Source organism: Rhizobium sp. C1, assembly GCF_021026335.1.
Lineage (GTDB): Bacteria > Pseudomonadota > Alphaproteobacteria > Rhizobiales > Rhizobiaceae > Ensifer_A.
Genome location: NZ_JAJNCY010000006.1, coordinates 198,025 through 224,046, shown reverse-complemented (window position 1 = coordinate 224,046; position 26,022 = coordinate 198,025). Strand labels below are relative to the sequence as shown.

The 26,022-nt window shown below is 60.5% G+C and carries 26 protein-coding genes and 1 tRNA gene; 17 read left to right on the top strand and 10 right to left on the bottom strand.

All coding sequences use genetic code 11. The features are described 5' to 3' along the window. The first annotated feature begins 199 nt into the window (after positions 1 to 199). The gene (locus tag LQK83_RS14720) at positions 200 to 388 is read left to right on the top strand and encodes a hypothetical protein (protein WP_230838141.1); all 189 of its coding nucleotides are present in this window, start codon (positions 200 to 202) and stop codon (positions 386 to 388) included. Further along, positions 331 to 1,040 (top strand): IS5 family transposase gene (locus LQK83_RS14715; RefSeq protein ID WP_442966770.1). Its coding sequence is split into 2 segments (ribosomal slippage): positions 331 to 609 and positions 612 to 1,040, totalling 708 coding nucleotides; the frame shifts between segments, so codons are not numbered across the junction. Before LQK83_RS14720 ends, LQK83_RS14715 begins: the two co-directional genes overlap by 58 nt. A gap of 75 nt (positions 1,041 to 1,115) precedes the next feature. Here LQK83_RS14715 and LQK83_RS14710 read toward each other — a convergent pair. Then, entirely contained in the window at positions 1,116 to 1,856 is a 741-nt protein-coding gene (locus tag LQK83_RS14710; RefSeq protein ID WP_230838140.1) for a DUF4145 domain-containing protein, read from the bottom strand. 75 nt (positions 1,857 to 1,931) lie between these two features. Here LQK83_RS14710 and LQK83_RS14705 point away from each other — a divergent pair, with 75 nt between their 5' ends. From LQK83_RS14705 to LQK83_RS14690, 4 genes are read left to right on the top strand one after another with little or no spacing between them, the layout of a single operon-like run. Further along, the gene (locus LQK83_RS14705) at positions 1,932 to 4,682 is read left to right on the top strand and encodes a type I restriction endonuclease subunit R (RefSeq protein WP_230838139.1); all 2,751 of its coding nucleotides are present in this window, start codon (positions 1,932 to 1,934) and stop codon (positions 4,680 to 4,682) included. Continuing rightward, entirely contained in the window at positions 4,682 to 6,220 is a 1,539-nt protein-coding gene (locus LQK83_RS14700) for a restriction endonuclease subunit S (protein WP_330166285.1), read from the top strand. Before LQK83_RS14705 ends, LQK83_RS14700 begins: the two co-directional genes overlap by 1 nt. Continuing rightward, positions 6,210 to 6,590: a hypothetical protein gene (locus LQK83_RS14695; RefSeq protein WP_230838137.1), complete on the top strand. Its 381-nt coding sequence runs from the start codon at positions 6,210 to 6,212 to the stop codon at positions 6,588 to 6,590. The genes LQK83_RS14700 and LQK83_RS14695 overlap by 11 nt, the downstream gene beginning before the upstream one ends. Beyond that, on the top strand, positions 6,587 to 8,041 hold the full coding sequence (locus LQK83_RS14690; RefSeq protein WP_230838136.1) for a class I SAM-dependent DNA methyltransferase: 1,455 nt from the start codon (positions 6,587 to 6,589) through the stop codon (positions 8,039 to 8,041). Before LQK83_RS14695 ends, LQK83_RS14690 begins: the two co-directional genes overlap by 4 nt. Positions 8,042 to 8,929: 888 nt before the next feature. Here the strand turns inward: LQK83_RS14690 and LQK83_RS14685 are convergent. Continuing rightward, a tRNA-Gln gene (locus LQK83_RS14685) sits at positions 8,930 to 9,003 on the bottom strand. 240 nt (positions 9,004 to 9,243) lie between these two features. Between LQK83_RS14685 and LQK83_RS14680 the strand changes: the two genes are divergently transcribed. From LQK83_RS14680 to LQK83_RS14670, 3 genes are read left to right on the top strand one after another with little or no spacing between them, the layout of a single operon-like run. Beyond that, positions 9,244 to 10,740 carry a Ppx/GppA phosphatase family protein gene (locus LQK83_RS14680; RefSeq protein ID WP_230838135.1) on the top strand — a complete coding sequence of 499 codons (1,497 nt, stop codon included), beginning with the start codon at positions 9,244 to 9,246 and terminating at the stop codon, positions 10,738 to 10,740. Next, entirely contained in the window at positions 10,737 to 11,456 is a 720-nt protein-coding gene (locus LQK83_RS14675; RefSeq protein WP_230838134.1) for an RlmE family RNA methyltransferase, read from the top strand. The genes LQK83_RS14680 and LQK83_RS14675 overlap by 4 nt, the downstream gene beginning before the upstream one ends. After that, on the top strand, positions 11,456 to 11,839 hold the full coding sequence (locus LQK83_RS14670; protein ID WP_230838133.1) for a VOC family protein: 384 nt from the start codon (positions 11,456 to 11,458) through the stop codon (positions 11,837 to 11,839). The genes LQK83_RS14675 and LQK83_RS14670 overlap by 1 nt, the downstream gene beginning before the upstream one ends. A 3-nt stretch (positions 11,840 to 11,842) precedes the next feature. Here the strand turns inward: LQK83_RS14670 and LQK83_RS14665 are convergent, their stop codons facing one another. From LQK83_RS14665 to LQK83_RS14655, 3 genes are all read right to left on the bottom strand, one after another. Next, positions 11,843 to 13,231, bottom strand: coding sequence for an MFS transporter (locus LQK83_RS14665; protein WP_230838132.1), 1,389 nt, complete (start codon positions 13,229 to 13,231; stop codon positions 11,843 to 11,845). A 117-nt stretch (positions 13,232 to 13,348) separates the two neighbouring features. Next, positions 13,349 to 14,071: a glutathione S-transferase family protein gene (locus LQK83_RS14660; RefSeq protein ID WP_230838131.1), complete on the bottom strand. Its 723-nt coding sequence runs from the start codon at positions 14,069 to 14,071 to the stop codon at positions 13,349 to 13,351. Between the two features lie 141 nt (positions 14,072 to 14,212). Next, a complete protein-coding gene (locus LQK83_RS14655; protein ID WP_230838130.1) occupies positions 14,213 to 14,518 on the bottom strand; it encodes an ATPase inhibitor subunit zeta in 306 nt (101 codons plus the stop codon). A 353-nt stretch (positions 14,519 to 14,871) separates the two neighbouring features. On the opposite strand from LQK83_RS14655, the gene guaB reads away from it, so the two are divergent. The 6 genes from guaB to LQK83_RS14625 all read left to right on the top strand — a co-directional run bounded on the left by guaB (position 14,872) and on the right by LQK83_RS14625 (position 18,296). Beyond that, positions 14,872 to 16,368 (top strand): IMP dehydrogenase, encoded by a 1,497-nt coding sequence (guaB, locus tag LQK83_RS14650; RefSeq protein ID WP_230838129.1) that lies wholly within the window; start codon positions 14,872 to 14,874, stop codon positions 16,366 to 16,368. Beyond that, positions 16,365 to 16,925 (top strand): hypothetical protein, encoded by a 561-nt coding sequence (locus LQK83_RS14645; RefSeq protein ID WP_230838128.1) that lies wholly within the window; start codon positions 16,365 to 16,367, stop codon positions 16,923 to 16,925. Before guaB ends, LQK83_RS14645 begins: the two co-directional genes overlap by 4 nt. A gap of 268 nt (positions 16,926 to 17,193) precedes the next feature. Further along, positions 17,194 to 17,403, top strand: a complete 210-nt coding sequence (locus LQK83_RS14640) for a cold-shock protein (protein ID WP_109855694.1) — start codon at positions 17,194 to 17,196, stop codon at positions 17,401 to 17,403. A gap of 103 nt (positions 17,404 to 17,506) precedes the next feature. Then, positions 17,507 to 17,800: a cold-shock protein gene (locus LQK83_RS14635; RefSeq protein ID WP_230838127.1), complete on the top strand. Its 294-nt coding sequence runs from the start codon at positions 17,507 to 17,509 to the stop codon at positions 17,798 to 17,800. A 24-nt stretch (positions 17,801 to 17,824) separates the two neighbouring features. Then, positions 17,825 to 18,061, top strand: coding sequence for a 30S ribosomal protein S21 (gene rpsU, locus LQK83_RS14630; RefSeq protein ID WP_230838126.1), 237 nt, complete (start codon positions 17,825 to 17,827; stop codon positions 18,059 to 18,061). A 25-nt stretch (positions 18,062 to 18,086) separates the two neighbouring features. After that, a complete protein-coding gene (locus LQK83_RS14625) occupies positions 18,087 to 18,296 on the top strand; it encodes a hypothetical protein (protein ID WP_230838125.1) in 210 nt (69 codons plus the stop codon). A gap of 33 nt (positions 18,297 to 18,329) precedes the next feature. Here LQK83_RS14625 and LQK83_RS14620 read toward each other — a convergent pair whose 3' ends face one another. The 5 genes from LQK83_RS14620 to LQK83_RS14600 form a co-directional block, all read right to left on the bottom strand. Next, positions 18,330 to 19,148, bottom strand: a complete 819-nt coding sequence (locus tag LQK83_RS14620) for an ABC transporter permease (protein WP_230838124.1) — start codon at positions 19,146 to 19,148, stop codon at positions 18,330 to 18,332. Between the two features lie 2 nt (positions 19,149 to 19,150). Continuing rightward, complete coding sequence (locus tag LQK83_RS14615) at positions 19,151 to 20,056, bottom strand: ABC transporter permease subunit (protein WP_230838123.1); 906 nt, start codon at positions 20,054 to 20,056, stop codon at positions 19,151 to 19,153. 4 nt (positions 20,057 to 20,060) lie between these two features. Further along, positions 20,061 to 21,203 carry an ABC transporter ATP-binding protein gene (locus LQK83_RS14610; protein ID WP_230838122.1) on the bottom strand — a complete coding sequence of 381 codons (1,143 nt, stop codon included), beginning with the start codon at positions 21,201 to 21,203 and terminating at the stop codon, positions 20,061 to 20,063. Between the two features lie 124 nt (positions 21,204 to 21,327). Then, positions 21,328 to 22,425 (bottom strand): polyamine ABC transporter substrate-binding protein, encoded by a 1,098-nt coding sequence (locus tag LQK83_RS14605; RefSeq protein ID WP_269065600.1) that lies wholly within the window; start codon positions 22,423 to 22,425, stop codon positions 21,328 to 21,330. A 205-nt stretch (positions 22,426 to 22,630) separates the two neighbouring features. Beyond that, positions 22,631 to 24,052: a helix-turn-helix domain-containing protein gene (locus tag LQK83_RS14600; RefSeq protein WP_230838121.1), complete on the bottom strand. Its 1,422-nt coding sequence runs from the start codon at positions 24,050 to 24,052 to the stop codon at positions 22,631 to 22,633. 250 nt (positions 24,053 to 24,302) lie between these two features. On the opposite strand from LQK83_RS14600, the gene aceA reads away from it, so the two are divergent. Then, positions 24,303 to 25,592, top strand: a complete 1,290-nt coding sequence (aceA, locus tag LQK83_RS14595; RefSeq protein ID WP_230838120.1) for an isocitrate lyase — start codon at positions 24,303 to 24,305, stop codon at positions 25,590 to 25,592. Between the two features lie 90 nt (positions 25,593 to 25,682). Next, on the top strand, positions 25,683 to 25,922 hold the full coding sequence (locus tag LQK83_RS14590; RefSeq protein WP_112628519.1) for an SMc00767 family acetate metabolism repressor: 240 nt from the start codon (positions 25,683 to 25,685) through the stop codon (positions 25,920 to 25,922). Positions 25,923 to 26,022 lie beyond the last annotated feature (100 nt).

Genomic DNA, 26,022 nt, shown 5'->3' with positions numbered 1-26,022 from the left:
AGACGTAATATTTAGACAGAAAGTCTCACGCGGCCGCTCAGGGCGGCCTTCGCCGTTCGTCACAAAATGAAAGAGGAAAAGGAACACGGGAAGTGCGATAGGTGTGGAGTCGAACAGGATATTGTTCCTATTTTGTTAACCCACGCCGAACCCGAAGTTTGAAGACAACCGAAACCCGAAAGACCGGACGCTGCGCGATGTGGTGGACGATCGGCTGGCAGTCTTTTTCGAATACGCAAGCTGTGAGAGGCTGTCGCAGAGCGACATTTTGCAACTCGTCTGGCGGTTCGGCCCCGACACCAAGATTGAAACCATTCGCTTCAAGGTCGTCTGCTCAAGCTGCCGAGGAATGCTGCTGGTGCGCGTCGCGTTGACGACCGTCGTGTGATTAGCGGCATCATCCATGTGCTCCAGTCTGGCTGCCGATGGCAGGATTGTCCGTCGCAGTACGGACCCCCAACGACGATTTACAACCGCTTTCATCGATGGTCGGGCCGGCGGGTCTGGCACCGCATTCTGGCGGCCCTTGTCGCCATGGATGGACGTGAATTCCAAGCAATCGACAGCACCACCGCCAAAGCTCATCGCTCCGCAGGCGGAGGAAAAGGGCGGCGGACGCGCAGGCGATTGGCAGGTCTCGTGGCGGTCGCACCACCAAAATCCACGCGGTAGTCGATGCAAAAGGTCGACCGCTGGCATTCGAGATCACGCCTGGCCAGTTGGGTGATGTGCGAGCCGCTCTGGCATTGATTGCACCCTTGCCGCCAGCAAAGCACCTGGCCGCAGATGCCGCCTATGATAGCAACGGATTGCGCCAGTTTCTCACCGAACGCGGAACCTTGCCGGTCATTCCGAACAACCCCACACGCCGACGCTTTCACCCTTTTGACAAGCTCGCCTACAAAGCCAGAAACATCATCGAGAGAATGTTCTGCAGGCTCAAAGATTGGCGGCGCATCGCCACACGATACGACAAACTCGCCGCCAACTTCTCATCCGCCGTCGCTATCGCGGCAGTCATCATATGGTGGGCAAATTGATTGAGTCTCGACCCTAGCGGGTCCGGGATCGACCGCACATTCACATGCTGCAACGTGCTCGATCTTCGCTCGTCGCTACTCGAGAGGTTGGTGCTTATTCGCCTTTCGCTTCCGCGGCGCCGGAATGCCGTCCTTCATCGCCAGTGCCTGATTGCCATTGATGATCACGCGATGCATGAAATTCTCCAGCACATCGAGAAGATGAGTGGTTTCCTCTTCAGTCGGAGACCAGGCGCGGTGGGCCGCGGCGTTTCCAGCATCCGTCAACACCGTCAGAATTTGATGTTCCGTGTCGCCAATATAACCCTTGTCCCTCAGCTCCTTCAGCTTCTCCTGGAACGATTTGGCGGCATCAATATTAACGCTTGTGAAGCAGCTATCCAACGCGGTCCTCAGCCCAATAGCTGCCAACGTGAGGCATTTCTCGTCATAGCAGCGGTAGGTCTCGTCCAAGATGTAGAAGAGCGTCGGGTTCAACTTACCGACTTTATCTACCCAATCAGGCCGTCGGCGTGTCGACGGGCGGGGAAGATTGACCTTAGTGTAATTTGGCTCGGTTACGATATTGCCGCCATGATCATACCATTGGTCTATATCGTTCTCGTTCCAAGAGCTCGTCTCAAGGAAAACAGTTTCACAGCCACGGCACTCCAGAAGACTGTATTCGTCGCCTCCTACAAGTGAGTGGCCCATGCGATCGTCGTATTCCCAACGCTTGTCCACGCGCCCGTGCAGCGTGCAGTTTTGCTCCCGGTCGCAAGTCGGACAATGCGCCTTTTCGACGACCTCAACCTTCGCGCTCTCGGATCTCGCCATGCCTATGATCTCTTGCTAGATCAGCAGCTTCTAAACGCACTTCCATTTCTGCACAACCATACATAATGTGCCCCCATGAACGACGCCGCATTTCATCCAGAGGACTTGGCCCGGTCGCTGATCGACCGGCAGCTGACGGCGTGTGGCTGGGTGGTTCAGTCGCGGCAGGCGATGAATCTCGGCGCGGGGCCGGGGGTTGCGGTGCGGGAGTTTCAGACGGCGTCGGGGCCGGTCGATTATGCGCTGTTTGTCGGCCGCAAGATCTGCGGCGTGATCGAGGCGAAGGCGGAAGGGACGACACTGTCCGGCTTTTCCGATCAGGCCGCGCGCTACATTCAGGACATGCCGGGCCATCTCATTCGCGAGGAAGGCCAGGTTCGCTTTGAATATGTCGCCTCCAGCAGCGAGATCCTGTTTCGCGATCTTGCCGACCCGCAATCGGCGTCGCGTCGTGTCTTTGCCTTTCACCGCCCGGAAGCGCTGGAATTGTGGCTGCGCGAGCCGCAGACGCTGAGGGCGCGATTGCAGCACATGCCGGCGCTGGTTGAGGATGGCTTGCGCGATTGCCAGGTGGATGCCGTCACCAATCTCGAGCACTCGCTGGCGCAGAACCATCCGCGCGCGCTGGTGCAGATGGCGACAGGCGCCGGCAAGACCTTCACGGCCGCAACGCTCAGCTATCGCCTCCTGGCGCATGCAGGCTTCAAGCGTATTCTATTTCTCGCCGACCGCGCCAATCTGGTGCGGCAGACGCGCGACGAATATCTGGCCTACCGGCCGCCGGGCACCGGGCGGTCCTTCTCCGAAATCTACAATGTGCAGAAGCTCGGCAGCGCCGGCATCGATAAGGATGCACAGATTGTCGTGTCCACCATCCAGCGTGTCTATTCGGTGCTGACGGGCAAGGAACTCGCGGAAGACGAGGAAGAGACCTCCGCCTTCGAGGGCGTCGCCGGTGGACAGGGTCCCGGGCAGGAACGCTTCGTCACCTACAATCCGTCGATCCCGATCGAAAGCTTCGATCTCGTCATCACCGACGAATGCCATAGATCCATCTACGGCACCTGGCGGCAGGTGCTCGACTATTTCGATGCCTTCATCGTCGGGCTCACGGCGACACCCTCGCTGCACACGCTCGGCTTCTTCGGGCGCAATCTCGTCGCGCAATATCCTTACGAGCGCTCGGTCGTCGATGGCGTCAATGTCGGCTTCGAGATCTTCCGGATCAGGACGGAGATCGGCGAGCGCGGATCGACGGTCAAGGCCGGTTATGACCTGCCCGTGCGCGACAAGCGCACCCGCGCCGAGCGCTATGAAACGCTGAACGAGGATTTCGCCTATACCGCCGACCAGCTCGACCGGACAGTGGTGGTGCCGAACCAGATACGGACGGTTCTGGAAACCTATCGGGACTCGCTCTTCACCGAGCTTTTCCCCGGCCGCTCCGAGGTGCCTAAGACGCTGATCTTCGCCAAGGACGATCACCACGCCGAGGAGATCGTGACGATCGTTCGAGACGTTTTCGGCAAGGGCAACGACTTTGCCAAGAAGATCACCTACAAGGTCGATGGAGCCGACCCGGAACAGCTCATCCGCGCCTTCCGCAACGACTATAATCCCCGCATCGCCGTCACGGTGGACATGATTGCCACGGGCACGGACGTGAAGCCGCTGGAGGCGCTGATCTTTCTGCGCGACGTGAAGTCGGAGCTCTATTTCGAGCAGATGAAGGGGCGAGGCGCGCGCACGATCAGCCCCGACAAGCTGCGCGAAGTCACCCCCGACGCGGATGCCAAGACGCGCTTCGTGCTGGTCGATGCGGTGGGCGTATCGGAAAGCCTCAAGAGCATCTCGCAGCCGCTGGAGCGCAACCGCGCCATCGCCTTCGACAAGCTGATTGAGGAGATCGCCGCCGGCCGGCGCGATGACGATGCCTTTGCGACGCTGGCCGCGCGCCTCTCCGCCCTCGACCGGCGCATCGGCGAGAAGGACCGCGCTGCGATCGTCAAGGCGACGGGCGGGCTGGACCTGAAGGCGCTGGCCTCACGGCTTCTTGACGCGATCGACCCGGATGCGCTGGCCGCCCATGTGCCGAAATCGGCGCCCGAGCCCGAGCAGAAACGCGCAAAAGACGCCGTCAAGGAAGATGCGGCGATGCTCTTCTACGATCCGACGCTGCGCACGCTGCTGAAGGACGTCAAGGCGGCGGCCGATATCCGCATCGATACCATCTCGACCGATGCCGTCGTCTCCTCCGGCTGGGACGCGGCGAAGGCGGGCGATACGGTGAGCCGCTTCAAGACCTTTCTCGACGAGAAGCAGGACGAGCTTGTCGCCCTGCAAATTCTCTATCACCGGCCCTACGCGCAGAAGCGGCTCACCTATGAGGCGGTCGACGATCTGCGCGAGGCGCTGAAGCGTCCGCCGTGGCTGCTGGAGCCCGTCGATATCTGGCGCGCCTACCGGCGGCTTGCTGCCGACAAGGTCCGCGGCAACCCGGCGGGGACGCTGGCCGATATCGTCATGCTGGTCCGCTATGCTATGGGAGAGACAGAATCGCTGGAGCCGCTGTCATCGCTGGTGGCCGGGCGCTTCAATCTCTGGCTCGGCCGCGAGGAAAAGGCGGGGCGAACCTATAGCGACGACCAACGCGCCTGGCTGACGGCCATCCGTGATCATCTGGCGGTGAATATCGAAATCCGTCCGGAAGACATCATGGAAGCCCCGGAATTTGCCAGCCGCGGCGGCATGATAAAGGCACGGGGGCTGTTCGGACAACGGCTGCCGGAATTGCTGGATGAACTGACGGAAGTCCTGGTGGCGTAATGGATATGAGAGTGGCGGCAGACGCGAGCGGGTCGGAGGATGAACCTTGGACGCTGCCGGAGGGGTGGTGTTGGAGGACGTTGGATGCTCTCGGCACCTGGACGGGCGGCGGAACCCCATCGAAAGCAAACCCGGCATTCTGGTCGGGAGGCAGCATACCTTGGGTCTCACCGAAGGATATGAAGGTCGACGTCATCGGTGACACAGAAGATCGCATTACAGAAGCTGCAGTCGATAACTCCTCGGCCAAATACGTGCCACAGGGCACGATACTGATGGTGATGCGATCAGGTATTCTTCGTCACACGTTCCCAGTCGCCGTGACCGACCGAACTGTTACTCTGAACCAGGACTTGAGAGCGCTGACGCCGCGTGAAGGTGTGAACCCGACGTTTGTTGCCCGATATCTAAAGCTCGCGAATAAGAGAGTCCTTGAGGATTGCTCCAAGGACGGAACGACCGTCAACAGCATCGAAGTTTCTGCTCTTGAGCGCCTTCCTGTTCCCCTCGCCCCTCTCCCCGAACAGCGCCGCATCGTAGAGCGCATCGATGCCCTCTTTGCCGAGATCGCGGATGGTGAGGTGGCGCTTGAGGCGGCACGCAAGGGGCTGGAGACGTTCCGGCGCGCCCTGCTGAAAGCCGCCGTCACCGGAGAACTCACCCGCGACTGGCGCGAAACCCACAAGCCCGCAGAAACCGGCCACGATCTTCTGGCCCGCATCAGGGCCGAACGCGCCGCAACCCCGGCCAAGGGGCGCGGCAAAAGCGCTGTCGCAACCCCGACACTCGACACATCGAATTTGCCGGACCTGCCGGACGGCTGGGTTTGGGCGACTTTGGACGAGGTCGCCTCAAGTGTGAGAAATGGCACATCGGCAGCTCCGAGAGCGAACCAAAACCAATTTCAGATTTTGCGCATCTCTGCTGTGCGACCGATGTGGGTTGATGAAACGCAGATCAGATATCTTTCTGAGGATCAGGCTGTTGACGCCAAGGACGCCATAGTCACGACAGGTGATCTCTTGTTCACAAGATATAATGGTTCAACCGACCTAGTCGGCGTGGGCGCTTTGTATAGTGGAGTTCCACGTTACTACCCGGACAAAATCATTAGAGTTAGATTGGATCCTGCTATTCAGGATCACGCAGGGTTTTTCGAACTCGCGGTCAATACCGGGTCAAGCAGGAAACATATCGCCTCCAACATCAAAACAACCGCGGGTCAGCAAGGCCTGTCAGGCGAGTCCCTGAAGCTTACGCCAATACCAATCCCGCCGCCAAACGAGGCGTCGGAGATTTTGAAGAGGGTCAAGCAGGCAATGGGCAGCTTCTCCGATTGCCAGACACTCCTTCAAGGACAAGCCGCCGACGCCTCCCGCCTCCGCCAGGCCATCCTGAAATCCGCCTTCGAGGGAACGCTTGTGCCGCAGGACCCGGCAGATGAGCCGGCAGCCAAGATGCTGGAACGTCTGCGGCAAGCCGTGCCGAAGGCGAACCCTAGACGCCGTGGGCGTGGAAAGGCCGGCCATGGAGGTTGAGGACTTTCTGGCCAGACGCTGGGTTCGGGTTTTCTGCGACATCGGCTGCGAGGGCATCTGGGACCGGGAGGGCGTTCCCATGGAACTCGACGACCTGCTGCCGCTTTCCGATGCGCTCAAGGCGCGCGTGATGGCCTGGCAGGACTGGTATGAGAAGGACGACGCCTTTGCAGATCCGCCGGTGACGATCGACTGGCAGGCCTTTTCCGAGGAGGGACGGCAGATCGCCCAGGCCATCAAGCAGGCGCTGCCCGACTGGACCGTCATCTATTTCGATGAATACCGCTGCCGCTCCCTCGGCCCGCAAGCGCCGCGCACATCTTTTGAATATGAAATTCATCTTACCGAAACCGAAAGTCCAGCCGCATGAATTCCCAAACACTCGTCGCAAAGGTCTGGAACTTCGCCCATGTGCTGCGCGATCAGGGCGTGTCCTATCAGGCCTATATCAGCCAGATTTCCTATCTGCTCTTCCTCAAGATGGATGACGAGCGCGTCACGCAGATCGGCGAGGCCTCCATGCTGCCGCAGGGCGCCGCGTGGCCCGACATTCGCGATCTCTCCGGCGAGGCGCTGAGCACCGCCTATGGCAAGCTGCTCGAAACGCTGTCGAAACAGGGCGGGATCATCGGGGCGATCTTCCTGAAGGCGCAGAACGAGATCCAGGACCCCGCCAAGCTGAAACGTCTGGTCGGGTTGATCGACAGCGAGACGTGGCTCGGCCTGCCGGTGGACGTCAAGGGCGACATCTACGAGGGGCTTTTGGCGCGCAATGCGGAGGATGTGAAATCCGGCGCCGGGCAATACTTCACCCCGCGCCCGGTCATCGACGCCATGGTGGAGGTCGTCGATCCCGAGCCGCACCAGACCGTGCATGACCCGGCCTGCGGCACCGCCGGCTTTCTGCTCGCCGCCTGGGAGCACATGAAGAAGCACCCCAAGGCGCGCGACCGCGCGGTCTATTCGGCGCTGAAGAACAAGTTTTCCGGCGCGGATATCGTGCCGGAGGTCGTTAGGCTTGCGGCCATGAACCTCTATCTGCACGGCATTACAGGCGTCGAATCCATCGTCGAGGCGAAGGATGCGCTGCTGGGCGCCGGCGGCAGGACCTATGACGTGGTGCTCGCCAACCCGCCCTTCGGCAAGAAGCAGAGCTATCGCGTCATCCGCGACGACGGCGAGATCGACACCGAGCGCGAGGATTACGACCGGCAGGATTTCTTCGTCACCACCTCGAACAAGCAGCTCAATTTCCTTCAGCACATCATGACCGTGCTGGCTCCCACCGGCGAGGCCGGCGTCGTTTTGCCGGATAACGTGCTCTTCGAGGGCGGCGCGGGCGAGACGATCCGCCGGCGGCTGTTGCAGAATTTCGATTTCCACACGCTGCTGCGCCTGCCGACCGGCATCTTCTACAAGCAGGGTGTGAAAGCCAACGTTCTCTTCTTCGACAAGAAGCCGCCTTCGGAGCAGGCTGCAACGAAGGATCTGTGGATCTACGATCTCAGAACCAACAAGCGCTTCACCCTGAAGGAACGCCCCATGGTGCGCGCCGATCTCGATGACTTCGTCGCCTCCTACAAATCCGGCCGCCGGCACGAGCGAGAAGAAAGCGAGCGCTTCAAGCGCTATCCGCTGGACGCGCTGCTTGCGCGCGACAAGGTCAATCTCGATATCTTCTGGTTGAAGGACGACAGTCTCGACGACCCCGCTCTGCTGCCGCCACCAGACGAGGTCGCAGCCGAGGTGGTGGAGAGCCTGGAACTGGCACTCGATAAGTTCCGTGGTGTCGCCAAGGCGCTCGGCGCTGCGGGTGCGTGATTGAGCGCCGCTGCTTTCGATTTCGACGGCGTCTCCTTGTTGGGGATCGACGTCGGGTTATCCAAGTCACACCCGACGACCGGGATCGCCTGGAGCGCCGGTGGTGACTTCGGAGCGGCGGGAGTGCACTCCGGCAGCGCCTGATGCAACGCATATCTTCCCAAAGCCAAGACGTTCCGTATAATTGCCGTCACCCCCTCCACGTCTCCCCCGACGATAGGCACATGGACCGTATCTATGAGCTTCCCATAGTCCTGAATGAAGTTCATGAACTGTGCAAGCCGGGCGCAGTCAACCGCGGTTAGAGCTGGACGTGCGCCGATCAAGAGCATGGACTGAAGAACCGGCGCTTTAAGTTACTGATGGCGATGAAGCACCGGAAAATGTCCGTAGTCACAGCACCCCGCCGCGCAGCGGCTTTTCCAACTTCTCATCCGCCGTCGCTATCGCGGCAATCATCATATGGCGGACAAAATGATTGAGTCTCGACCCTAGAACTCAACAGGTCTGGACTGAGCTCGTCAGGGGCAGCTCGAAAAGACGTTCCCGTAGCAGAGGTGGTGCCATCTGGATGTCTCACCGGGGCTAGCGCGCCTTTGAGGGAGATGGGCACGCAGTCAACGCATTATACGGCCGTTCCCAGGATCGCTGCCGTTCCCCTACTCCTGGCGATTTGCTTGCGTTGTAGGCGCTGTGAGTGCATTTGATCCGACCGGCAGATGCGCACAACATTACATCTGCCATCAATCGGAATGGTCAATAACAAGTGCGCCGTGCAAAATCCAAACGGAACGGCAATGCTGGTCCGGTTTCATAGGCCGGAAAACTGCTCCGGCAGCGAATCTCTTAACTCGCTTAAGTCACTGAAATAAAGCACTTTAAGAAGATTGGCTGGGGAACCTGGATTCGAACCAGGACTAACGGAGTCAGAGTCCGTGGGTCTACCGTTAACCTATTCCCCAACAGCCTTTCAAGCGGGTCGGCAAGTGCTTGCGACCGCTTCGGTGTGGCGGCTTATAACCAAAAGATTGGCCGGTGCAAATACCTGATGTGAATTTTTTTTGTCGGGGGCTGGTTTGCGGCGGTTTCGTGAAAAACGTTTGGCGAAAAGGCTGGGCGCTGTTACAATCAGGTCAACGAAACTTGTAACAGCCTGCTGCAACTCACACAGAGATTTTGCGCGGCGACATGGATATTTGAACGTGGAAGACCCTTCGAACGGCTCTCAGCCGTCATTCGACGGGGCGTTCGACCGTACTGGCAGCCCGGGGAAACCAACTTCCCGCCGGGGCAGGCGCAGGCGTAGCGGCAAGAGCCGCGCGGCGTCCGTCCCACAGGCAAACGGCCAGCCGCCGGCGAAATCCGGCGAGCCCGAGCGCTCTCATCAACAGTCTGCTCTTGATCATCAGCCGGGTCAGGACGGCGCGCGCAAGCGCAAGCGCCGCCGGAAGAAGGGTGGACAGACGACGCAACAGCAGCAGGCGGCCAAAACGCAGCCTGATCCACGCGCTCCCGGACCCAAGAAAAAGCAACAGCGCAATCGTCGCTCCCTGCAGGGGCGTCCGCTTGCGGCGTCGTCCGATCGCGCAAGCCCTGCCGTCACGCGGCCACAACCGGCCCATGATGTGCGTCAGCAGCCGCAGGCCGAGCGGGCCTTGCCGCCGAACGATCTTTATGCGGCGCTCGACCTCGGCACGAACAATTGCCGCCTGCTGATCGCGCAGCCCACCCGGCCCGGTCAGTTCCGTGTCGTCGATGCTTTTTCGCGAATCGTCAGGCTGGGGGAAGGCCTGGGGTCCAGCGGGCGGCTTTCAGAGGAGGCGATGGAGCGGTCCGTCGAGGCGCTGAAGATCTGCGCCGCCAAGCTTTCGACCCGCAACATCCGCAAGCGCCGGCTGATTGCCACCGAGGCCTGCCGGGCAGCGGAAAACGGCGAGGAATTCCTGAGCCGTGTCACGGCCGAAACGGGGCTCGAACTGGAAATCATCAATCGCGAAACGGAAGCCCGGCTTGCCGTTTCCGGCTGTTCGTCGCTGGTCGGGCGCGAGACGCGCTCGGTGGTGCTCTTCGATATAGGCGGAGGTTCCTCGGAAATCGCCGTCATCAAGACGGGCGAGAACCGTTCGGCACGGCTCGCCAACCATATCACCCATTGGACATCGCTTCCCGTCGGCGTCGTCACGCTGTCGGAGCGCCATGGCGGACGCGACGTTACGCCGGCCGTCTTCGATGCCATGGTGCGCGAAGTGGAAGGCATGCTGGCGCGGTTCGAAAGCCCCGATGTCAGCGAACTGGCCGATGGCCCCGATTCGGGGTTCCATCTGATCGGCACGTCCGGCACGGTCACGACGCTGGCCGGGGTTCATCTCGGCCTTTCCAAATATGATCGCCGCAAGGTTGATGGCGTCTGGCTTTCCGACGCCGAGGTCAGCGCCATGCAGGCCAAGCTCCTTTCGTGGGATTTTGCCGGCCGGGCATCCAATCCGTGCATCGGGCCGGATCGGGCCGATCTGGTGCTGGCGGGCTGCGCGATTCTTGAGGCCATTCGCCGGCGCTGGCCGTCGCCGCGCATGCGCGTGGCGGACCGGGGCCTGCGCGAAGGGCTTTTGACCGACATGATGGCCGATGACGGCGTCTGGCGGCGGCTGCGGCATCGCGGCGGCGTCGCATTGCGCGGCCGGCCGGGGGACAGGACATGACGAAACCGCCATCCACACCAAACCGCACCGGCCGCAAGATCGGCCAGAAGGTGAAGAAGGGAAAGCTGAAGGCTTCTTCCCGCCGCTGGATCGAGCGCCATATCAACGATCCCTATGTGCAGCGGGCAAAGCTCGAAGGCTATCGCGCCCGCGCCGCCTTCAAGCTGCTGGAGATCGACGACAAGCACCAGATCCTGAAAGGTGCCAAGCGGATCATCGACCTGGGCTCCGCGCCGGGCAGCTGGTCGCAAATCGCCGCCAAGGTGACGAACTCGACCGACAATGACATTCGCGTGGCGGCCATCGACTTTCTGGAAATGGATCCGCTGCCGGGTGTACATTTCATCCAGATGGATTTTCTGCAGGACGAGGCCCCTCACCTCCTGACGGAAGCGCTTGGCGGCGCGCCCGATCTCGTCGTCTCGGACATGGCCGCACCCACGACCGGTCACAAGCGCACCGACCATCTGCGCACCATGCATCTGTGCGAAGTTGCCGCGCATTTCGCCATTGAGGTACTGGCCGAAGGCGGCCATTTTCTCGCCAAGACTTTCCAGGGCGGCACGGAAAACGACCTACTGACCCTGCTGAAGCAGAATTTCCGGCAGGTCATCCATGTGAAGCCCGGAGCCTCACGCGCCGAATCGGTCGAGATGTTCCTGCTCGCCAAGGGGTTCAAGGGGCGAGCACAGGACGAAGCGGAGGCGGACGCCTAATGCTGCTCTATGTCACTGTCGGAACGAATGATCTGGCGAGAGCCGGGGCATTTTTCGACAGTGTGCTGTCTGAGTTGGGCTATGCGCGCCGCGAAACGGAAGACGACGCCCTTGGTTATGCGCATGCCGGCGACACGCGTTGCCGCTTCTGGGTGACGCGCCCCTATGATCGGAAGCCGGCCAGCTTCGGCAATGGCGTTACGTTCGCTCTGACGGCAGATAGCCGCGATGCGGTTCGGCGTTTTCACGCCGCAGCCTTGGCACAAGGTGGCCTAGACGAGGGCGAACCCGGCCTGCGCCCGTTTCACGCCCATTTCTACGCAGCATTTGTTCGCGACCTTGACGGCAACAAGATTGCTGCTGTCTGCGAAAAACCGGAGTAGCCCTTACCCCGCCTGATAGGCTCTGTGCCCCGACACATCCGCCCCTGCATCGCGTGGCAGGGCCACGATGAAGAAGAGCGAGGCCGCAGACAACAGCGCCGTGAGGCCGAAAGCCAGGTGGAAGGAGAAGAGCGAGAGCGCATGCCCGCTCCACCAACCGCCCGCTTCCAGAATGAGACCGGCGACGGCGACGCCGAGCGCGGTGGCGATCTGCTGGAAGACGGAGCTGATCGAGGTGGCCTGGCTCGCATCGTTTTCGGCGATCGAGGTGAAGTTCAGGCTGTTCGACGAGGTGAACAGGAACGACCGCGTGAAGCCGGCCAGATAGAGCGTGATGATGATCAGCCAGACCGGCGTGTCCGGCGTGAAGAAGACAGCGATGCCGATCATCGCGGCGCCGCCGGCGGCGGCCATGATCATGGTGTCGCGGAAACCGTAGGCGGCCAGCGCCCGCGTGGCGAGGAACTTCGTCGACATCGCGCCGAAGGCACCGGCAAAGGTGATGAGGCCCGAATGGAATGGGTTGAGACCAAAGCCCATCTGCAACATCAGCGGCATCAGGAACGGCTGCGCGCCGTTGGCGACGCGGAAGATTGTTCCGCCGACGATCGACAACCGGAAGACCGGGTCGCGGAAGAGCTTCAGCGTCAGGATCGGGTTCGGAACCCGCCGGGCGTGGCGAAGATAGAGCACCAGCGTCACGATGCCGAGGGCCGTAGCCGCGATGCCGACAACTGGTGGCAGGGCTGGAAGGCTGATGACCGAGAGGCCGAAGACGATGCCGGAGGCGGCAATGCCGCTCAAGAAAAAGCCCAGCCAATCCATTTTCGGGGTCTCTCGCGGCGGTACGTCCGGCAAGTAGATCGACGACAGCCAGATGCCGAGAAATCCGATTGGCACGTTGATCAGGAAGATCCAGTGCCAGGAGAAATAGGTGGTGATGAAGCCGCCCAGCGGCGGGCCGGCCATGGGGCCTATGAGACCCGGAATGGTGAGCCAGGTCATGGCGGAAACGAATTCGCTCTTCGGCACCGCGCGCACCAGCACGAGCCGGCCGACCGGCGTCATCATCGAGCCGCCGATGCCTTGCAGGAAGCGTGCAATGACGAATTCCGGCAGGCTCGACGATATCGAGCAGGCGACGGAACCGAGGACGAAAACGAGAAGTGCGATGCGGAAGATGTTTTTCGCGCCGAACTTGTCGGCCATCCAGCCGCTGATCGGGATGAAGACGCCGAGTGCCACGAGATAGGAGGTCAGCGCCAGCTTCAGCGTGATCGGGTTGACGCCGATATCCGAGGCGATCGCCGGAAGCGAAGTGGCGATCACGGTGGAATCCATCATCTCCATGAAGAAGGCGAAGGCGAGGATCATGGGGACGATGCGAGGCATGACGGAACCGGAAAGCATTGAGGACAGCAACAAGGCTGACCATTCTGTTATTGTAAGGAATACGAAGTATCCATAATGCGGGCATTACGGCTTGAATAGTGAATTCTTCGCAATGTTTCAGAGGCGATCGATATTACATTCCGGCAGGAATTCAGCGGCCAGCCGGTTGCGATAGGCTGCAAGATTGGGTTCCGCGAGGATGGCGTCGCGAATGGGGCCGGGAAAGGCGCGGGATGTGGCGGCGATGGCGAAAGCGAGAACCGTTGCGTCCGACCCGCAGGGCCGTTCGCCCAGAAGATAAGGCTTGTCGCCAAGGAGGCAGGCGATTGCCCGGGTGTTTTCAGCAGCCAGACGATCGTTTTCCCTGTCGCTCAGGCGCGCGGTGCCCTGGCCCTTCAGGGACGTCCGGATGCTGCGCCGGACAAGCGGTGCGACCAGCAGACGGATGGGCGCCGGCATCGCACCAAAGGCGGCCTTCTCCATCACCAACCAGCCGTCATTGCGGATCCAACGTCGCTCCACCGCAATGAAATAGCTCGATTCCTCCAGCGTCCGCTCCGCGAGCAGGCCAAGCATCAGGGTCCGTTCGTCATAACCGCCGCTGAAGTCCACACCATGCGCGTCTGCGAGATGGCGCCTGATCAGGCGCGAGTCGGAGACGACACGGCCCTCGTCCACGATATAGGGCAGCTTGCCGCGGGGAGCCTTTCGAGCGCCCCCGATGCCGTCGACCTTTTCGAAGGGCAGACCGGCCATCCGCAGAAGAATCATCACCTTCATCACGAAAGGGCTGAGGTCCGGTTGCCCAACGCCCGGTCCGAAACCATAAAGCCTGATCATGCTGTCCCCTTCCTCGGCTGAATGCCATCCAACCGATCGGCGCACCTCGTGTCCAGAGATTCGCACAGGCAGACAACACAAATGCGAAAGCCCGGATCTTGAATTCCGGGCTCAAGCACTTGGTCTCTTGGAATATCTGGCTCAGGCCGCCATGTCGGCCGCAACCTGGCGCAACGTCGTCGCCAGCCGTGCGATGATTTCATCACCGTCAACCTTGATGCCGGCAGCGGCGAAGTCACGGTTGAGGCGCTCGACAGCGCCACCGCGCCTGATGATGTCTTCCGTCACCAGTTCGTCAGCATAGGCCTGCGGATCGACATGACCGAGCTTTTCGGCGGCCCAAAGCGCCAGCTGCGTCTTGCTGCGCGTGTCGATGCGGAATTGAAGTTCACGCTCGCGTGCATATTGCATTTCGGAAGCATCGGCCCGCATCTTCAAAGCATTCATGTGTCAGGTCCCTAAAATACCAAAGTTAAAACAGTGGCTTCGTTGCCATGAGCAGACCTTTGCACAAGCCCGATTGAAACTTTCTGAGACGAAAAGCTCGCATTTTAACGACCCGGTCGATTTCGCGACAAAGCTGTACAGCTTCTGGAATTTCACCATCCGGAACGTTGCGCACCGGCGCAGCTACGGTCGCAAAATGACGCAACTGCCTGTGGATAGCGTTTTCCTATTCCCTTCCGGTCATGATCATGTTACCAGCCCTCGCCAACTTCCAGAACAAATGGAAACCCAGCGGAGCCGCTCCCAAGCTGCCGCTGTTTTTGCATTTCGACAATTCGAAAGGAATTTGGCAGATGGCGCGCATTATTGAATCCGCTACCGGGCACGAGGCCCTCACCTTCGACGACGTTCTGTTGCAGCCCGGCCATTCGGAGATCATGCCGGGTCAGACGAACATCGCGACACGCATCGCCTCCGACATCGAATTGAACCTGCCGATCCTCTCGTCTGCGATGGACACTGTGACGGAATCGCGTCTGGCGATTGCGATGGCGCAGGCCGGTGGCCTCGGCGTCATCCACCGCAACCTCTCGCCCGCCGCGCAGGCCGAAGAGGTCCGGCAGGTGAAGAAATTCGAAAGCGGCATGGTCGTCAACCCGGTCACGATCGGCCCGAAGGCGAAGCTCGCTGAAGCGCTGGCGCTGATGAAGGCGCACGGCATTTCGGGCATTCCGGTCGTTGAAAACGGCGGCAGCGGCGTCGCCGGCAAGCTGGTCGGCATTCTGACCAACCGCGACGTGCGCTTTGCCACCAATCCCGATCAGCCGATCCACGAGCTGATGACCAAGGAAAAGCTCATCACCGTGACGGAAAACGTCGAACAGCAGGAAGCCAAGCGCCTGCTGCACAGCCACCGCATCGAGAAGCTGCTGGTGGTCGATAATGATGGTCGCTGCGTCGGCCTCATCACGGTCAAGGATATCGAGAAGTCACAGCTGAACCCGAACGCCACCAAGGACCCGCAAGGCCGCCTTCGCGCCGCCGCAGCGATCTCCGTTGGTGACGACGCACGCGAGCGCACCGAACGACTGCTGGATGCAGGCGTCGACGTGATTGTCATCGACACGGCGCACGGACATTCGCAGAAGGTTCTGGACGCCGTCGGCATCGTGAAGAAGATGACCAATTCGGTCCGTATCATCGCCGGCAACGTGGCGACCGCTGGCGGCACGCGCGCGCTGATCGATGCAGGTGCCGACGCCGTCAAGGTCGGTATCGGTCCGGGCTCGATCTGCACCACCCGCATCGTCGCCGGTGTCGGCGTTCCGCAGCTGGCCGCCATCATGGCCGCGGTCGAGGAAGCCAACAAGTCAAACGTTCCGGTGATCGCCGATGGCGGCATCAAGTTCTCGGGCGATCTGGCCAAGGCCATCGCGTCTGGCGCCTCCGCCTGCATGATCGGCTCGCTGCTGGCCGGCACGGATGAAAGCCCGGGCGAGGTCTATCTCTACCAGGGCCGCTCCTTCAAGGCCTATCGCGGCATGGGCTCTGTCGGCGCCATGGCGCGCGGCTCGGCAGACCGCTATTTCCAGGCGGAAGTGCGCGATACGCTGAAGCTGGTTCCTGAAGGCATTGAGGGCCAGGTTCCCTATAAGGGGCCGGTCTCGGCCGTTCTGCACCAGCTCGCCGGTGGTCTTCGCGCGGCCATGGGCTATGTTGGCGGCGTCGACCTGTCCGACTTCCAGAAGAAGGCCACCTTCGTTCGCATCTCGGGTGCGGGCCTTCGCGAAAGCCACGCGCATGATGTGACGATCACGCGCGAAAGCCCGAATTATCCGGGGGGCATGTGAGCTTCCGGCTTGGCGACAGCCTGAAATCATCCCCCTGGCTCTGGCTGACGGGTCTTGTCTCGGCATCGCTTCTCCTCTTCATGAACCTGCGTGACGCGGCGCTGTTTGCGTCGCTCACGCAGGGGCGTAGCATGCCTGATCAGGATTTCTCCTCGACACGGGAAAGCCTGCTGGCGCTGAAGGATTACCTTGCCACACGGCCCGAGGCCGCCAACGTGCTGCGAGCCATGCATCTGGAGGCAGACCTTGTGCTTCCGGCAGTGTTGACCGTCTTTCTGATCCTTCTGATCAGACGACTTGCGCCGGGCGCGGTGGTTTACGGCCGGCCTGCGCAGAACCTGCTGCCGATGATGATGATATTTCCCCTTCTCTACGGCTTTGCCGACTATTCGGAGAACGCGCTCGGCCTCATGCTGTTTCCGCCGGCCTCGCCCAGCCCTGCCACGGCAGCACTGATTGCAGACGCGCTCTCCTGGGCAACGCGGCTGAAATTTCTCGCCATGACGATCGCCGGCGTGACGGTGGCAAGGCTGACGATCGCGCGTCTTTCGCGTTGAACCGTGAAATAATTTGAAAATATTGAGAATAAACTCCTGAACGAATACAGCCGCTTAAAGGCTGAAATCGTTACGCTCCCGCGAATAATCGACGAATAATCGGCTGAGGCCATTGTAAAATTTCCAATAAAGCCTATCTTAAGCCCATCGAAAGTTGCTTGTGACGTCGGTACAGAGCTAGGCTCCCGTCGGATTTCCTCTCAAATCATCGATCCAATCCTGCGAGGTTTCGCGGGAACAACAACGATTGCTTCGAAAGGAAATCGTTATGAACACTGGTACCGTTAAGTGGTTTAACTCCACCAAGGGCTTCGGCTTCATTCAGCCCGACAACGGCTCTGCTGACGTTTTCGTACACATCTCGGCTGTCGAGCGCGCAGGGATGCGTTCGCTGAACGACGGCCAGAAGATCACGTACGACATCGTACAGGACCGCAAGTCCGGCAAGAACTCGGCCGACAACCTTCGCGCCGCGTGAATTCGTCATTCGCTGAGGCTGACCACGGATGTACTGGCAGCTTCGCTGAGTGACTGTGAGAGGTCGGGTTAACGCCCGGCCTTTTGTTTTTCTGGAGATTTCCATGTCGGAAGTTCGCTATGCCCCGGACGACATGGTCGTCCTCCACGCCCGGACGTTTCAGGGCGTTTCGCAGCAGGTCACGGTTCGCATCGTCAACTGTCAGCCCGTCTCGACAAGCGGGGCGGTTCGATATCGCGTCCGCATTCCGGGCGAAAACTTTGACCGGACCATCGGCCGTGACGACATCGACACGCTCGCCTCGCCGGGCAGCAGTGCCGTTGCGTCCGAGCAGATCTCGCGCCCCAAGACCGGTTCCAGTTGGATCAACGCGGCGGCCATACGGACCCGCAAGTAACAGCAATCACAAGCAGGAGACGTTTTGCAAGTTATCGTAAGAGACAACAATGTCGACCAGGCGCTTCGCGTTCTGAAAAAGAAAATGCAGCGCGAGGGTGTGTTCCGCGAGATGCGGGCCCGCAGCTCGTATGAAAAGCCTTCGGAACGCCGCGTGCGCGAACAGGCCGAAGCGGTGCGCCGGCACAAGAAGCTCCAGAAGAAGCAGATGCAGCGCGAAGGGCTCCTGCCCATGCCCAAAAAGGCCGTGCGCCCGCGCTGAACCGCAACCCACGACGGAGGACACCATGACCGCTACGAAAGACCAGTTTTTCAAGCCCGGCAAGATGTCGGCTCAGGACAAGGCGTCCGCCATCGATCACATGGCGCGCCAGATCATCGCGAAGGAAGCCGCCCAGCGAGAGCTGAAGACCGAGCGCCTACGCAAGCTGCGCGAGGCGCAGGAAGCGCTTGCACCGGCCGAACCCGCGCCGCGCGGCAAGGCCAAGCGCGGCTGACCCACAGCGGATCAGCCGTCGCAACCGCCCCAATCAGCCTTGTGCAAAGGCCGCCTGCTCATCACGCTGACGCTGCACCTCGCGGCGCTTGGTGATGATCGAGGCGGTGATGACGCCGATGGTCACGATCGTCACCAGAATGGTCGAGACCGCGTTGATTTCCGGCGTGACCCCGAGACGGACCTGACTGTAGATCTTCATCGGCAGCGTGGTGGCGCCGGGGCCCGAAGCAAAGCTCGAAATCACCAGATCGTCGAGCGACAGCGTGAAAGCCAGCATCCAGCCCGAGACAACCGCCGGCGCGATGACCGGCAGCGTCACCTGCAGGAAGGTGCGCACAGGCGTTGCGCCCAGATCCATCGCCGCTTCCTCAATCGACCGATCGAAGCTCAGCAAACGCGACTGCACGACCACGGCGACGTAGCACATGGAGAATGTGATATGCGCGAGGATCACTGTGACAATGCCGCGATCGAGATTGACCGCCACGAAGAAGAGCAGCAGCGACAGGCCGGTAATCACGTCCGGCATGACGAGCGGCGCGAAGATCATGCCCGAGAACAGAAACCGTCCGCGGAATTTCGTGTAGCGCGTCAGCGCCAGCGCCGCGAGCGTGCCGAGCACAGTTGCGATCGTCGCAGACGTGAAGGCGACGCGCGCCGTCACCCATGCCGCATCTTTCAGCGCCTCGTTTTCCAGAAGCGAGGCATACCATTTGGTCGAGAAGCCGCCCCAGACGGTAACGAGTTTCGACTCGTTGAAGGAATAGACGATCAGCAGAAGGATCGGCAGATAAAGGAACGCGAAGCCGAAGGTGATCGAGACCTTGTTGAAGGGTGTCCAGCGGTTCATCGTCATTCTCCCTGTGCTTTGGCCTGGGCGTTCTGGAACAGCGCGATCGGGATCACCAGAACCAGAAGCAGGACGATGGCGACGGCGGAGGAGACCGGCCAGTCGCGGTTGGAGAAGAACTCGGCCCAGAGCGTCTTGCCGATCATCAGCGTTTCGGAGCCGCCGAGCAGGTCGGGGATGACGAATTCGCCGGTTGCCGGAATGAAAACGAGCAGGAAGCCGGCCACAACGCCCGGCAGCGATAGTGGAAACGTCACTTTCCAGAAGGCCTGGAACCGTGTGCAACCCAGATCCTCGGCCGCTTCAATCAGCGTTCCATCGAGCTTTTCGAGTGCAGAGTAAAGCGGCAGCACCATGAAGGGCAGATAGGAATAGACAATGCCGATATAGACCGCGACATTCGTGTTCAGGATGATCAGCGGCTCGTGGATCAGGCCCAGATAAAGGAGGATCTGATTCAGGAACCCCTCTGGCTTCAGGATCGCGATCCATGCGTAGACGCGGATCAGGAAGCTCGTCCAGAACGGCAGGATGACCAGCATCAGAAGCGTTGGCCTGATCGTGCGCGGCGCCTGCGCCATCGCATAGGCGATCGGATAGCCGACGAGCAGCGTCAGCAAGGTCGAGAAGAAGGCGATGGTGACGCTGGAAATATAGGCCTTCAGATAAAGCGAGTCCTGCGTCAGGTAGAGGAAATTGTCGAAGGAAAGCTGGCTAAGGAAATCCTTGATGCCTTCCCAGCCGCCTGCGATGTCAAAGACCGGCGTGTAAGGCGGCATGGCAATCGCGGTCGTCGACAGCGAGATGCGCATCACGATGATGAATGGAACCAGGAAGAAGATCAGCAGCCATCCGAATGGTATGGCGATGACCAGACGATTGAAGATGCCGTTGACGAGCCTGACCATGATCTCAATCCTTCAGGAGCACGCCGGCATCGCCGTCGAAGGAAATCCAGACGTCTTCATCATAACCGAGGGGATTCTCGACCGAGCGCTGGGCATTCAGCGAGGATGCGCGGACTGTCTGTCCGTTGGGCAGCTTGACGAAATAAACTGTCATGTCGCCGAGATAGGCCATGTCCCACATTTCGCCCCTGGCGGAATTGATGCCGGCATTGGCGGGCGCCTCGCGCGAAACCCGGATCTTTTCCGGCCGGATGACGAAGCCGCGCGACGCGCCTCTCACATCCATGTTGCCAATGGGCGTGCGGATGGTGAAACCCTCGCCGACAGCAATATCCAGCATGCCATTCTCTGAGGATGTGACGAGACCATCGAAAATGTTCACATCGCCGATGAAGTCCGCGACGAAGCGCGAATTGGGCGCCTCGTAGATCTCGGCAGGCGTGGCCACCTGATTGACCTTGCCGGCGCTCATGACGGCAATGCGGTCGGCCATGGTCATGGCTTCTTCCTGGTCATGCGTGACGATTACGAAGGTCAGACCCAGGTCCTGCTGAAGGTCCATGAGTTCGAACTGGGTTTCCTCACGCAGCTTCTTGTCCAGTGCGCCGAGCGGCTCGTCGAGGAGCAGCACCTTCGGCCGCTTGGCGAGAGAGCGAGCGAGCGCGACGCGCTGCCGCTGACCACCGGAAAGCTGATGCGGCTTGCGGGTGGCGAATTTCTCGAGTTTTACGAGCTTGAGCATCTGCGCCACGCGCTCGGCGATCTCGTTCTTCGGCATGCCGTCCTGCTTGAGGCCGAAGGCGATGTTCTTTTCGACCGTCATATGCGGGAAGAGCGCATAGGACTGGAACATCATGTTGACCGGCCGGCGATAGGGCGGTGTGCCGGCCATGTTGACGCCATCGAGGATGATTTCGCCGGACGTCGGCTGTTCGAAGCCGGCCAGCATGCGAAGCAGGGTCGACTTGCCGCAGCCGGATGCGCCGAGAAGCGCAAAGAACTCGCGATGATAGATGTCGAGTGAGAGGTCATCGACGGCCACGAACGTTCCGAATTTCTTCGTCACGTTACGAAACGAGATATAAGGCTTGGCGCTCGGATCCGTCCACGGTGCGAAGGATCTGCGGATGCTGCCCAAAGATTTCATGATGTTCCCCGGATTATGGATTTTTCAAAGGGTTCCTGCGACCGAACGCATCCCCTCTCCCCGAGAACACGGACGGCAATTGTCAGAGAAAAGGCCCGAGCAAGCCCGGGCCTTTTGATCTTGCTTACTGACCGGTGACGACCTTCGTCCAGAGCCGGGTTTCGATCCGCTGCGTCTTTGGATCGAGCGGCGTCACGATGAAGAGCTTCTTCATCAGAGCCTCGTCCGGATAGATGTCCTTGTCTTCAAGGATCGACTTGTCGACGAACTGCTGCGAGGCCTTGTTGCCGTTCGCGTAGAAAACGAAGTTCGACGCCTTGGCGATCACTTCCGGCTTCATCATGTAGTTGAGGAAGGCATAAGCCGCGTCCTTGTGCGGTGCATCCGCTGGGATGGCCATCATGTCAAACCACATCTGCGCGCCCTGCTTGGGGATCGAATAGCCGATATGGACGCCGTTCTTTGCCGCTTCGGCGCGGCTGGCTGCCTGGAGCATATCGCCCGAATAGCCGAAGGCGATGCAGATATCGCCGTTGGCCAGTCCGTTGATATATTCAGAGGAATGGAACTTGCGGATGTTCGGGCGGGCGGCTTCGAGCAGTGCTGCTGCCTTCTCCAGATCCTTCGGATCATGGCTGTCGGGCTTCAGACCGAGATAGTTGAGAGCGGCCGGCAGCACGTCCTGCGGTGAATCCAGCACGTTGATGCCGCATTCCTTGAACTTGGCCGCAACCTTCGGATCGAAGATCGCGTCAAGGCCCGGCGCATCGTCGGAGCCGGTGATCGCCTTCACCTTGTCCTTGTTATAGCCGATGCCGTTCGTTCCCCACATGTAGTCGATGGCATACTGGTTGCCCGGATCGTACTTGGCGACACGCTCGTTGACCATGTCCCACATGTTGGAAATGTTGGGCAGCTTCGACTTGTCGAGCTTCTGGAAGACGCCGGCCTGAATTTGGCGGGCGAGGAAGTTCGCCGTCGGCACCACCACGTCATAGCCGGTACCACCGGCCAGCAGTTTGGTCTCCAGAATTTCGTTGGAGTCGAATGTGTCGTAAACGACCTTGATACCGGTTTCCTTGGTGAAATCCTCGAGAATCTTCGGATCGATATAGTCGGACCAGTTGTAGATGTTCACGACCTTGTCTTCGGCCGAGGCCCCGGTCGCAAGCACCGTCGTCATGGCGGCCGCAAACGCAATACGTGTCAGAAGCGATTTCATTTCTTTCTCCTCTGGAGTTGAACCTTGAGCCCGATGGAGGGATAGGACGGGCATGGCGGCTTTGTTTTTCTTTGGAGACTAGAAAGGTTTTTTGCGAGCGACAAGGGGCTTTTTGGCTTTGACGCGAAAATTTGATCAAACGGCGCCGGGCCATTTCTTCCTGTGATCCCAGTGGCGAAATCCACCCCATATGAGCGTGGCAGCCTCACTGAAAATCAAAAATGCTCAAGCCCGTCACCATCTCATCCAGCCCCAGCGGGCGCGTGACGGGCGGCTCGGCGCGGGCGAGACAGCCCTGACGCTCGCAGGTGCGGCAGGCGGGGCCGATGGCCACCGGGCCGCCCGGCATATTGGCGACGGCCTGTCCATAGACGATTTCATCGCGGAAGGAGACATCGCAGCCCAGCAGAAGGGCGGTGCGGCGCACCCGTTCGGAGAACGCGCCTTGCGGACCTTCCAGCGTGCGCGAGATCACCACGAATTCAGCACCATCCGGCATTTCCACGGCGTCGACCAGGATTTGCGCCGGCTGGGCAAAGGCGGAATGGATGTTGAGCTTGGGGCAGCGGCCGCCGAAGCGGACCTGCGGGAAGCCCTGTGCGCCGGCGCGGCGAAAACGGTTTCCGGCATTGTCGATCTCCAGCATGAAGAAGGGTACGCCCGCGGCACCCGGCTTCTGCAGCATGGTCAACCGGTTGGCGGCCATTTCATAGGAGACCCCGAAACGAGAGCGCAGTACATCGACATCATAGCGCGCGCGCTGGGCGGCGGCGTGGAAAGCGCCGTAGGGCATGAGCAGCGCATGGGCCGCGTAACGCGCCAGCTCGAAGCGGCCGATGCGTCGCGCCTCATGCGACGACAGGCCGAGTGTGTCGAGTTCGGCCAGCAAGTCGTCCTTCAGCGCGATCTGCGCCACCTCCATCGCGACTTCGCGCAGCTGGTCGAAAGGCGACAGGCGTTCCGAGAGGAAGAGGCGCATGGAGTGCCGGTCATATCGCCGGCGCAGGCCCGGCATGGTGTGGACGGGCAGCGTCCGCACGATGATGCCGTGATTGGTCTTCAGCCAAGTCCGCAACGCGCCACCGATATCTTCGGCCGGCTTGGTCGCCTCATGGAAACGCTCGGCAGCCTCGTCCAAACGGGCGAAATAGTTCGGGCGTCGCTCGAAGAGTTCGCGCACCTCGTCAGCCGGAAGGCGCGCGGCGGAGACGGCAGTTTCGTGGCCCTCACGCGCCAGAAGATCAGCAAGGTCGGTGAGCCTTGCCGCCTGTTCGCGATAGGCGCGATAGAGCTTGTTGAAGGCCGCCGTCGCGTTGGGGGCGGCTTCGGCCATTTCCACCAGCTCCTGATCGCCCGGCAGCTCGCCGGCCAGAAGCGGATCGGTGAAGATTTCGCGCAGCTGGCTGACGCTGCCTGCCGCCTCGCCCTGAAGCTCGTCCAGATCGACCTTGTAGACAGATGACAGCTTGAGCAGCAGCTGGACGGTCAGTGGGCGCTGGTTGCGCTCGATGAGGTTCAGATAGGACGGCGAGATTTCCAGCGCCTCGGCCATGGCGGTCTGGGTCAGCGACAAGGCGTTTCGAATGCGGCGCACGCGCGGGCCTGCAAAGATCTTATTTTCGGCCATTCGGCCCTCCCCTGTGACTGATTTTACAAAACCCGGTTCAGTTTTGACAAACTGCCATATTTACATATTTTACAAATTTACAGCACGCCTTTGTCAAAGACAAGACATCCTAACCTCTTTATACGCCCGTTTTCGTTCATTTTTCTGGATGTTTTTGCGCTGCGGTGTAAAAACAGTCACATCAGATTTCGGCAAGCGAAACACCCAAGACGAGCGAGCCGAGTGGTTAGTCAAAGAACGGAGACACGTTATGACCGATTTTTACAATCTCGTTCCCTCGGCACCGCAGGGCCGTTTCGACAATATCGAGCGTCCTTACACGGCGGAAGACGTCAAGCGCCTGCGTGGCTCGGTTCAGATCAAGCAGACGCTTGCCGAAATGGGCGCAAACCGCCTGTGGAAGCTGCTGCATGAAGAGAGCTACATCAACGCACTCGGCGCACTGTCGGGCAACCAGGCCATGCAGATGGTCCGCGCCGGCCTGAAGGCGATCTACCTCTCCGGCTGGCAGGTTGCCGCTGACGCCAACACGGCTTCCGCGATGTATCCGGACCAGTCGCTCTATCCGGCAAACGCCGCACCGGAACTGGCCAAGCGCATCAACCGCACGCTGCAGCGCGCCGACCAGATCGAAACCTCCGAAGGCAAGGGCCTGTCGGTCGACACCTGGTTCGCCCCGATCGTTGCCGATGCCGAAGCCGGTTTCGGTGGCCCGCTGAACGCCTTCGAAATCATGAAGGCCTTCATCGAGGCAGGCGCTGCGGGCGTTCACTTCGAAGACCAGCTGGCTTCCGAAAAGAAGTGCGGCCATCTCGGCGGCAAGGTTCTGATCCCGACGGCGGCCCATATCCGCAACCTGAACGCGGCCCGCCTTGCAGCCGACGTCATGGGTGTTCCGACCCTCATCGTTGCCCGCACGGATGCCGAAGCTGCCAAGCTTCTGACGTCGGACATCGACGAGCGCGACCGTCCGTTCGTTGACTATGATGCCGGCCGGACGGCGGAAGGCTTCTACCAGGTCAAGAACGGCATCGAACCCTGCATCGCCCGTGCGATCGCTTACGCTCCGAACTGCGACCTCATCTGGATGGAAACCGGCAAGCCGGATCTGGAACAGGCCCGCAAGTTTGCCGAAGCCGTGCACAAGGCGCATCCGGGCAAGATGCTCGCTTACAACTGCTCGCCGTCGTTCAACTGGAAGAAGAACCTCGACGATGCAACGATTGCGAAGTTCCAGAACGAACTCGGCGCGATGGGCTACAAGTTCCAGTTCATCACGCTGGCCGGCTTCCACCAGCTGAACTTCGGCATGTACGAGCTGGCCCGTGGCTACAAGGACCGCCAGATGGCTGCCTATTCGGAGCTGCAGGAAGCGGAATTCGCGGCAGAGGTCAACGGTTACACGGCGACCAAGCACCAGCGCGAAGTCGGCACCGGTTACTTCGATGCCGTCTCCATCGCCATCACGGGCGGCAAGTCCTCGACGACCGCCATGAAGGAATCGACCGAGACCGAGCAGTTCCGCCCGGCCGCCGAATAACAACTCAAGCCGCCGCCCTCCCCTTCACCGGGGAGGGCCACCACCCAGACATTCCTTTCACAAACCCCTGCATAAAAGAGGAGAAATGCCATGAATGCCCCAGCTACCCGCGTCAAGGAACGTGCAGAAGAACAGTCCTCGGCCATGACTGCCGATCAGCAGGCCATGATCCGCATGGTTGCCAACGACCTGCATCGCCTGAACCAGTCCGTCATGAAGGCCGTCGATGCCGGCGTTTCGGTCGAACTCGTCCGCTCCGCCCGCCATCATGGCGGTGAAGGAAACTGGGGCGATCTCCTCATCCCGGTCATCGTGACGCAGGGCCGTTAATAGGGCCTGACTTGAAATGACCTCCCGGCGCCCGGAAGCTCCCTGCTTCCGGGCGCTTTACCATTCTCATCAACCTTAAGACACACAACTTAGGCGTACA